This window comes from Alteriqipengyuania sp. (genome assembly GCF_964222115.1).
Classification (GTDB): Bacteria; Pseudomonadota; Alphaproteobacteria; order Sphingomonadales; family Sphingomonadaceae; genus Alteriqipengyuania.
Window position 1 is genome coordinate 42,660 of the sequence record NZ_CAXQBM010000014.1, and the last position, 8,522, is coordinate 51,181.

Annotated in this window: 9 protein-coding genes; 4 read left to right on the forward strand and 5 right to left on the reverse strand. The window is 63.6% G+C overall.

The annotated features are described in order from the left end of the window. The first annotated feature begins 6 nt into the window (after positions 1–6). Positions 7–759: a hypothetical protein gene (locus ACEQXE_RS02175; RefSeq protein ID WP_370177245.1), complete on the forward strand. Its 753-nt coding sequence runs from the start codon at positions 7–9 to the stop codon at positions 757–759. A gap of 2 nt (positions 760–761) precedes the next feature. Here the strand turns inward: ACEQXE_RS02175 and ACEQXE_RS02180 are convergent, their stop codons facing one another. Beyond that, positions 762–1,382 (reverse strand): hypothetical protein, encoded by a 621-nt coding sequence (locus ACEQXE_RS02180; RefSeq protein WP_370177246.1) that lies wholly within the window; start codon positions 1,380–1,382, stop codon positions 762–764. A 113-nt stretch (positions 1,383–1,495) separates the two neighbouring features. Between ACEQXE_RS02180 and topA the strand changes: the two genes are divergently transcribed. Beyond that, the gene (gene topA / locus ACEQXE_RS02185) at positions 1,496–4,066 is read left to right on the forward strand and encodes a type I DNA topoisomerase (protein WP_370177247.1); all 2,571 of its coding nucleotides are present in this window, start codon (positions 1,496–1,498) and stop codon (positions 4,064–4,066) included. Between the two features lie 179 nt (positions 4,067–4,245). After that, positions 4,246–4,428, forward strand: a complete 183-nt coding sequence (locus ACEQXE_RS02190; protein WP_370177248.1) for a hypothetical protein — start codon at positions 4,246–4,248, stop codon at positions 4,426–4,428. Positions 4,429–4,460: 32 nt separating this feature from the next. Here ACEQXE_RS02190 and ACEQXE_RS02195 read toward each other — a convergent pair whose 3' ends face one another. The 4 genes from ACEQXE_RS02195 to lepB are packed head-to-tail and all read right to left on the reverse strand — an operon-like array spanning position 4,461 to position 7,439. Next, a complete protein-coding gene (locus ACEQXE_RS02195; protein ID WP_370177249.1) occupies positions 4,461–4,886 on the reverse strand; it encodes a hypothetical protein in 426 nt (141 codons plus the stop codon). Between the two features lie 47 nt (positions 4,887–4,933). Beyond that, complete coding sequence (era, locus tag ACEQXE_RS02200) at positions 4,934–5,878, reverse strand: GTPase Era (protein ID WP_370177250.1); 945 nt, start codon at positions 5,876–5,878, stop codon at positions 4,934–4,936. Between the two features lie 45 nt (positions 5,879–5,923). Then, entirely contained in the window at positions 5,924–6,595 is a 672-nt protein-coding gene (gene rnc / locus ACEQXE_RS02205) for a ribonuclease III (protein ID WP_370177251.1), read from the reverse strand. A gap of 13 nt (positions 6,596–6,608) precedes the next feature. Next, positions 6,609–7,439 carry a signal peptidase I gene (gene lepB / locus ACEQXE_RS02210; RefSeq protein ID WP_370177252.1) on the reverse strand — a complete coding sequence of 277 codons (831 nt, stop codon included), beginning with the start codon at positions 7,437–7,439 and terminating at the stop codon, positions 6,609–6,611. 51 nt (positions 7,440–7,490) lie between these two features. On the opposite strand from lepB, the gene ACEQXE_RS02215 reads away from it, so the two are divergent. After that, positions 7,491–8,522, forward strand: a 1,032-nt coding sequence (locus ACEQXE_RS02215; protein ID WP_370177253.1) for a glucose-6-phosphate isomerase, incomplete at its 3' end; no start/stop codon positions are given.

Sequence of the window (8,522 nt, forward strand, 5' to 3'; positions counted from 1 at the left end):
GAATCGATGGAACGTGAAGCGGATGTAGGCGGGATCCTGAGCCAGACGGTCGATGTCATGGGCGGGGCCGGGCGTGCGGTGATAATCTTTGTGCTCGTGCTCGGCGTGTTTTCCGGCATCGGCGGGCTGTTCGGGCTCGCCTCGGTCGATGACAATTTCATCACGGCACAGTGGACCAATGGCGGCTTCGACACGCAATCGGCCAGCATGATGGAAGGGGTTTTCGGGCTCGCCAATATCGTCCTGTTCGTGATCGCAGCCTACCTGCTGCTGAAAGAGATGATGGCGGCGGTCGGACGCCCGATGCGCGGTGGTTCACGTTTCTGGAGCTTTCTCGGCCTGAGTATCCTCGCCACGATCGCGACAGTACTCGGCTTCCTGCTTTTCATCATACCGGGCATCATCCTGCTGGTGCGATGGGCCGCTGCCAATGGCTTCGTGATGAACGGCGAGCACGGCATCCGCGGGAGCCTGGGCGCGAGCTGGGAAGCGACCGAAGGACGGGGCCTCTCGATCTTCGGAGCAGGACTGCTGATGTGGATCGTGCTGGTAGTGCTGGCCGTGATGGTAAGCGGGGTTATCGGCGGGCTAGGGTTTGCCACAAGTTCGGACGAGGTGCTGTCGCCGATGCTGGCGGTAGCGGTCGCCGCATCGGGCTTCCTCGAAGCATTTACCAATGCGGCCAGCCTCGCCTTCAGCATCGCGGTGTTCCACCTCGTTGCGCCGGGCGACACCAGCGTGGCGGACGTGTTCGAGTAGGGCTAATCGCGCTTCGGAATGGCGATCCCGCGACGCGCAGCGACAGCATCCAAGTAAGTGCAGACCACATCGGTCTCATTCCCTGCTGCGGGAAATTGCGCAAACTCTTCTATATCCGTCATCTGATAATCGAAGCCGTTTGTCATATGCTCGACCTGGCTCTTGCAAGCTGCGCTGAAAAACGTCTCCTTGATGCACGAGTGCAGAAATTCCACTTGAAAGTTCGAATAATTATCAGTGACATATTTCACCAGTGCCGCTTCATAAATTCGGCTGCGGCTGTCTGCTGACCAATTTCCGAGAGCGTAATAGCCCTCATAGTCAGAAAATCCTGGCTTTGTGACTAGGGAGCCCAAGGTTCTGGGATCCGCCTCATCGTCTGTGAACAATCGCCGAGGGTCGTAGCCGCATTCTGCTCCGTCAAGACTCGGCATCATCCTTAAAAGAGGGCGGGGGGAATCGAGCGGACGGGCTTCGTAAGCTAGCAGAAGCCTTTCCGCCCTTTCCTCGGGGTAGACCGCCTCGTCATGCAGAGCAGAAATGGCGGCGATAACTACTGGCCCGAAAACCGCACCCGCCGCAAATATCGCGAGCAGCCCCATTAATGTCCGAATTGCCTTCACTGGTCGACTCCCCAAGCTCCCCGCACAGATATCTTACATTCACCCGCTTGACGAACCGCATAACCGATTCCCACTCTCGCGCGTACGTACACGCGAAGGAATGCCCCCACCCAATGCAACTCGTCATCGTCGAATCCCCCGCCAAGGCGAAAACCATCGAGAAATATCTCGGCAAGGACTTCAAGGTCCTCGCCAGTTACGGCCACGTCCGCGACCTGCCACCCAAGGATGGCAGCGTGCGCCCGGACGAAGGATTTGCGATGGACTGGGAGATTTACTCCGACCAGCGCAAACGCAGCCAGGTCAAGGCCATTGCCGATGCCGCCAAGAACGCCGACCGCCTGATCCTCGCGACCGACCCCGATCGTGAGGGCGAGGCGATCAGCTGGCACGTCATGGACCTGCTGAAGAAGCGCAAGGCTCTGCCGACCAATGTCGACCGGGTGACCTTCAACGCAATCACCAAGCCCGCCGTGACCGAGGCGATGAAGAACCCGCGTGCGCTCGACCAGGATCTGATCGACGCCTATCTGGCGCGCCGCGCGCTCGATTACCTGTTCGGCTTCACGCTCTCGCCCGTGCTGTGGCGCAAGCTGCCCGGCGCGAAATCCGCCGGCCGCGTGCAGTCGGTCGCGCTGCGCATCATCGTGGATCGCGAGCGCGAGATCGAGGCGTTCAAGGCCGAAGAATATTGGTCGATCATCGCCAGTTTCGAGCATGACGGCACCGCGTTCACCGCGCGGCTGGTGACGCTGGACGGCAAGAAGCTCGACAAGATGACGCTGGGTGACGAGGGCAGCGCAATGGCCGCCAAGACGGCGGTGGAGGAAGGGCGCTTCACCGTCGCGGGGATCGAGACCAAGCCGGTCAAGCGCAATCCCGCGCCGCCGTTCACCACCTCCACCCTGCAACAGGAGGCCGCACGCAAGCTCGGCTTCTCGGCCAGCCACACGATGCGGTGCGCGCAATCGCTCTACGAAGCGGGCGCGATCACTTACATGCGTACCGATGGCGTGAGCATGGACGGCAGCGCGATCAATGCCTGCCGCGATGCGATTGCGGAGCGGTTCTCTGCCGAATATCGCCCGGAAAAACCGCGCTTTTACAAGACGAAGGCGAAGAATGCTCAGGAAGCGCACGAAGCGATCCGGCCGACCGATTTCCGCAAGGACAAGGCAGGTTCGGGCGACGAGGCACGGCTCTACGACCTGATCTTCAAGCGTGCGCTGGCCAGCCAGATGGCGACCGCGCAGCTCGAACGCACCACGGTCACGCTGACCGAGGGCAGCGGGCAGCATTCGCTGCGCGCGACCGGGCAGGTGGTGAAGTTCCCGGGCTTCCTCGCAGTCTACCAGGAAGGTTTCGACGACGCCTCCGGCAAGGGGGATGACGACGATGACGGTGGCCTGCTGCCGCATATGCGCGAAGGCAATGCGCCGGCGCGCAAGTCGGTCGAGGCGAACCAGCACTTCACCCAGCCGCCGCCGCGCTTCTCCGAAGCATCGCTGGTCAAGCAGCTGGAGGAGCTCGGGATCGGGCGGCCTTCCACCTACGCCTCTACCATCCAGACGCTGCGCGATCGCGACTATGTGCGGATGGAGAAAAATCGTTTCTTTGCAGAGGAATCGGGGCGGCTTCTCACGGCATTCCTGGAGCGGTTCTTCCCGACCTATGTCGCCTACGACTTCACGGCTGGCATGGAAGAAGAGCTGGACGATGTCTCCGGCGGTCGCGCCGAGTGGAAGGCGCTGCTCGAAGAATTCTGGAAGGATTTCAAACCCAAGTCCGACGAGGTGATGGAGCAGAAACCGTCGGATATCACGGCGGTGCTCGACACGTTCCTGGCAGATTATCTTTTCCCCGAGCGCGAGGACGGTAAGGACCCGCGCTTCTGCCCGCTATGCGACCAGGAAGGCCGCAGCGGGGGCCGCCTGCACCTACGCGGTGGACGCTATGGCGCGTTCGTGGCGTGCGAGAATTACCCCGAGTGCAAGTTCACCCGCCGCTTCGCGCAACCGGGTGCGGATGCCGACGACGTGGCCGAGGATGCGGTGCTCGGCAACGACCCGGAAACCGGTCTGCCGGTCGAGCGCAAGACGGGCCGCTTCGGGCCGTACCTGCAATTGGGCGAAGGCAAGGAAGCCAAGCGGTCGAGCATCCCCAAGGATATTGGCGAGCTCGATCTGGAGATGGCGCTGAAGCTGCTGTCGCTCCCCCGAATCGTCGGCCAGCACCCGGAAACGGGCAAGGATATCGAAGCCAATCTCGGGCGTTACGGCCCGTACCTGCGTCACGATGGCAAGTACGCCAAGCTTTCCGGCACGATGGATGTGTTCGAGACCGGGATGAACGCTGCGGTCACGATGCTCGCCGAAGCGGCGCAGAAGGGCGGGCGCGGGCGCGCCAAGGCGGAGCCGATCAAGGTGCTGGGCAAGCACCCGACCTCCGACGCCGAGATGAAGGTGATGCCCGGCCGCTACGGCCCCTACGTGACCGACGGTACGACCAACGCGACCATCCCCAAGGACGTGAAGCCCGAGGATGTGACCGATGAGCAGGCCATCGCGCTGATCGATGCCCGCGTCGCCAAGGGCCCCGCGAAAAAGAAGCGCAAGGCTCCGGCCAAGAAGAAGGCTCCGGCGAAAAAGAAGGCAGCGGCCAAGAAGCCAGCCGCGAAGAAATAGCTCCTCTCCCCGAACGGGGAGAGGACACGAAGGCCCGGAGCGGAGCGACCTGGCCGTAGTTGGAGAGGGGCTACCAGGCTGTCAGGGTGGTTCGCCCCTCACCAAGCTCCGCTAGCTCCTTGCGGAGCAATCTGCGCTATCCTCTCCCCGCACGGGGAGAGGGAAAAAGGAAACAAATCATGGCGAAGGACAAGTTCGAGCGGCACAAACAACCCTGGACGGCTGACGAGGCGGGGCAGCTGCGAACGCTGGCCGCCAAGGGGCAGGGCCTCAAGCAGATCGCCAAGGCACTGAACCGCAGCGAGGAATCGACCAAGGACTTCGCCAAGAAGAACAAGATTGCCATCGCCAAGAAGCGGTAGCAGCGGCCCCTCCGACCCGTGACGCGTGTAGGTTATTGAACCACCGGAACAGGCGAGATCGTTGCTAGCGTCTCGTCGCCGCAGCCGATGATGATGCGGCGGATCTCCGAATAGGGCGTCTGCTCGCGGTACTCGACCTTGGTGGGTGCGATCACCTGCGGCACGATGCCGTCCGGTCGCTCGGATTCGAACCGGAAATGCAGGCCCGGGGGCATCATGCGGTCGGCAGGCCCTGCCACGAGGCGGACCGTGTAGCCGGGCGTCGGCATGTCGACTTCGCCGGTTATATGCAGCATGGGCTGCGCTCCCGGCCCCGGCATGCGATCAATGGTAGCCTGCCAGTTGCGGCTGTCATACCCGCAGGAGGCGGTTTCCGGCTCTTCTTCTTCGGGGTAGGTCGTGCACGCGGTCAACGCCAGGGAAGCGGCTACAGCGATAGCGGCGATACGCATGGTCATTCTCCTATCCCGGTAATCTGGCGGGCGCAGCATAACCCAGTTCAGCCTTAACGCACCCAGTCCAGCCCGATTTCCTCGAACATTTCCTTGTCTTCGGACCAGTTCTCGGTCGCTTTGACGTGCAGGAACAGGTGCACCTTGCGGCCAAGGATTTCGCTCAGCTCCTCGCGCGCGGCCTTGCCGATCTCCTTGATCCGGCTGCCCCCCTTGCCCAGCACAATGGCGCGCTGGTTATCGCGCGCGACCACGATCTGCTGGTGGATTTCCACGCTGCCATCCTTGCGCTCGATATATTTCTCGGGCCGGACCATGGAGTCGTAGGGCAGTTCCTCGTGCAGCTGGCGATAGAGCTGTTCGCGCGTGATCTCGGTGGCGAGCAGGCGTTCGGACGCGTCGGAGACCTGGTCCTCGGGATACATCCACACGCCTTCGGGCATCATCCCGGCCAGCGCGTCCTTCAACTCCGCCACACCATCGCCGGTCAGCGCGGAGATGAAGTAGATTTCCACGAAATCGACCTTGCCCGAAAGCTCCTGCGCCAGCGCCAGCAGCGGTTCCTTCTTCGCCTTGTCGACCTTGTTGAGCACCAGGATCTTGCGCTCTGGACGGCTCGCCAGTTGCTCGACCAGCGGTTCCAGCTCGTGCCGCCGCTGCTTGATCGGGTCGACCAGCAGCAGGACCGCATCCGCGCTTTCCGCGCCTTCCCACGCGGCACTCACCATCGCGCGGTCGAGCCGCCGGCGCGGGGCGAAGATGCCGGGCGTGTCGACCAGGATCATCTGCGTGTTCGCATTTTCGCTTTCATGCAGCGCGATCCCCAGCATCCGCGCGCGGGTCGTCTGCGCCTTCGCGCTGGTGATCGCGACCTTTTGGCCCACCAGCGCATTCACCAGCGTGGACTTGCCCGCATTGGGCGCGCCCAGCACGGCAACCACGCCGCATTTCTGTTTTTCCTCGCCGCTTATGACGGCATTCTCATTCGTATCAGTCATATCACGCTCGCCTTGAGCCTGTCTCACGGCCAGCGCAAGCGTGCGCTACCCATGGCGCTCCATAAAGGCCTTGGCCGCCGCCGTTTCCGCTTCCTGCTTGCTGCTGGCGGTGGCCTCGGCCTCGCCCACATTATGCACCGTGACTCGCACGGTGAAACGCGCGGCATGATCGGGGCCGGAACGGTCGACCAGCGCATATTCCGGCGGACGTCGCCGGTTGCCCGCAGCCCATTCCTGAAGCGCTGACTTGGGATGTTTGGCGCGCCCCGTGTCCCCTTCTACGGCATCGGCCCAGAGCGAGCGCACCAGATCCCGCGCGCTGTCGAAACCGGCCTCGCGCAATTGTGCGCCCAGCAGCGATTCCATCACGTCGCCCAGGATATTGTCGCTTTCCGTCGCGCCATCGTCGCGCGCCTGTCGGCCCAGCCGCACATGCTCGGAAACGCCGATCCGCCGCGCCACCCGGGCACAGGCGTGCTTGCTGACGAGTGCGTTGAGACGCTGGGCAAGCGTGCCCTCCGCCGCATCGGCCTGCGTTTCGAACAGCCATTCGGCGATCGAGAGGCCCAGCACGCGGTCCCCAAGAAACTCAAGCCGTTGATAGTCGTGCGCGCCCCCCACGCTGCCGTGCGTCAGCGCCTCCAGCCACAGCGCCTCGTTTTTTGCGACGAAGCCTGCGTCACGGAGCCATGCTTGCGTTTGTGCCCAGTCACTCATTCCTTCGCATCCATTACAGCGGCTGGCCCGTCCGGTCGCGCCGCATGCCGGTAAACCATGTGCCGGGGTTCAGCCATCGGCCCGAACCATCGGTGGACCACAAGACCGCGCCTGCCTGGCCGACCAGCCGATCCTGGCCGACAAAGCCGACCCCACCACCGGGCACGGCGGGGAAGCGGCTGTCCATCGAGTTGTCGCGGTTGTCGCCCAGCACGAACATCGTGCCTTCCGGCACGGTACGCGGGCCCCAATTGTCTTGCGCAGTGCGCCCGTAGTCGATCACTTCGTAACTGACGCCCGAAGGCAGGTATTCGCGATTGCGGCGGTAGCGGCAGTCCGCCCCCCCAGCAGGCCGCGCCTCCTCGCGCCCACCCCACGCACAGGGGGAATTGGGGCTGACGGGCACGATGGCATCGTCGCTGCCCGCCTGGCTCAGCAGCTGGCCATTGAGCAGCACGTAGCCATCGCGCAGTTCCACCTCGTCGCCCGGCAGGCCGATTACGCGCTTGATGTAGTCGGTGCCATCGACCGGATGCTTGAAGATCACGATATCGCCGCGTTCGGGTGGGGCCGAGAGCCACCGGCCGGGAATCAGCGGCAGGTCGAAGGGCAGCGAATTGCTGGAATAGCCGAACGGCCATTTCTTCGCCGCGATGGTGTCTCCCGGCATCAGGCGCGGCATCATGCTCTCGCTCGGGATCGTAAATAGCGAGAATGCGAAGGTGCGCACCGTTAGCGCCAGCAGCATGACCACGAAGACCAGCGTGAGCAGGCTGGAAAGCTTGCCGCCGCGCGCCGTGCCCTCGGCATACCTATCCGTAGCTGCTTCGCCCTTTTCATCCATCGCCACAGCACCTAGGCGCTGCAGGCAGGCAGGCAACAGGATTTTGCGATTATGAGCGATAGCAGGACGGCGGCATGGGATCGGATTAATGCGTTGTCCGAGGCGACGCTCGGCGATCTGTTCGCCCGCGATGACAACCGCGTAGAGCGCCTCTCGGGCCGGATCGGCTGGGGACAGGGAGAGGACGCGGCGGGCATCCGCTTCGACTGGTCCAAGACGCACCTGACCGACGAAATGCTCGATGCGTTCGAGGCGCTGGCCGAAGCCAGCGGGTTCGAGAGCAAGCGCGCCGCGCTGTTTGCGGGCGAAGCGATTAACGTCACCGAGGGCCGCGCCGCCGAACATACCGCGCAGCGCGGTTTCGGCAGCGAGGCGAGTGTCGAGGAAGCAGCGGCACTGCGGGCGCGTATGCAGATGCTGGTCGAGGCGATCCGCGAGAATGCGCTGGGCGACGTGAACCACCTGATCCACATCGGCATCGGCGGCTCCGCGCTCGGCCCCGCGCTCGCCATCGACGCGCTGACGCGCGACCTGGCCTATGTCGATTGCCACGTGGTCTCGAACATTGACGGGGTCGCTCTGGAAGCCGCATTCGAGGCGTGCGATCCGTCGACGACTCTGGTCGCGGTGGCGAGCAAGACCTTCACCACGATCGAGACGATGACAAATGCGGACAGTGCCATGCGCTGGCTGCGAGAGAACGGCGTCGACGATCCGCACGGGCGCGTGATCGCGCTGACCGCCGATCCCGAACGCGCCGTGGAATGGGGTGTGGACGAGACGCGCGTGCTGCCCTTCATGGAAAGCGTCGGCGGGCGTTATTCGCTTTGGTCGAGCATCGGTTTCCCGGTCGCGCTGGCCGCCGGGTGGGAAGAATTCGCCGCGATGCTCGATGGTGCGGCGGCGGTCGATGCGCACTTCGCCAATACCGACAGGCGCGACAACCTGTGCCTGCGCGCCGCCTTCGCCGACCAGTATTACGCAAGGGTGCGCGGCTGCCAGACCCGCGCCGTATTCGCTTATGACGAGCGGCTGGCGCTGTTTCCCGACTATCTCCAGCAGCTGGAGATGGAGAGCAACGGG

What these genes read in the sequence shown, in the direction of transcription:
- ACEQXE_RS02175 (WP_370177245.1), top strand. Translation starts at nt 7, where the DNA reads ATGGAACGTGAAGCGGATGTAGGCGGGATCCTGAGCCAGACGGTCGAT.
- topA (WP_370177247.1), top strand. Translation starts at nt 1,496, where the DNA reads ATGCAACTCGTCATCGTCGAATCCCCCGCCAAGGCGAAAACCATCGAG.
- ACEQXE_RS02190 (WP_370177248.1), top strand. Translation starts at nt 4,246, where the DNA reads ATGGCGAAGGACAAGTTCGAGCGGCACAAACAACCCTGGACGGCTGAC.
- ACEQXE_RS02195 (WP_370177249.1), bottom strand. Translation starts at nt 4,886, where the DNA reads ATGACCATGCGTATCGCCGCTATCGCTGTAGCCGCTTCCCTGGCGTTG.
- era (WP_370177250.1), bottom strand. Translation starts at nt 5,878, where the DNA reads ATGACTGATACGAATGAGAATGCCGTCATAAGCGGCGAGGAAAAACAG.
- rnc (WP_370177251.1), bottom strand. Translation starts at nt 6,595, where the DNA reads ATGAGTGACTGGGCACAAACGCAAGCATGGCTCCGTGACGCAGGCTTC.
- lepB (WP_370177252.1), bottom strand. Translation starts at nt 7,439, where the DNA reads ATGGATGAAAAGGGCGAAGCAGCTACGGATAGGTATGCCGAGGGCACG.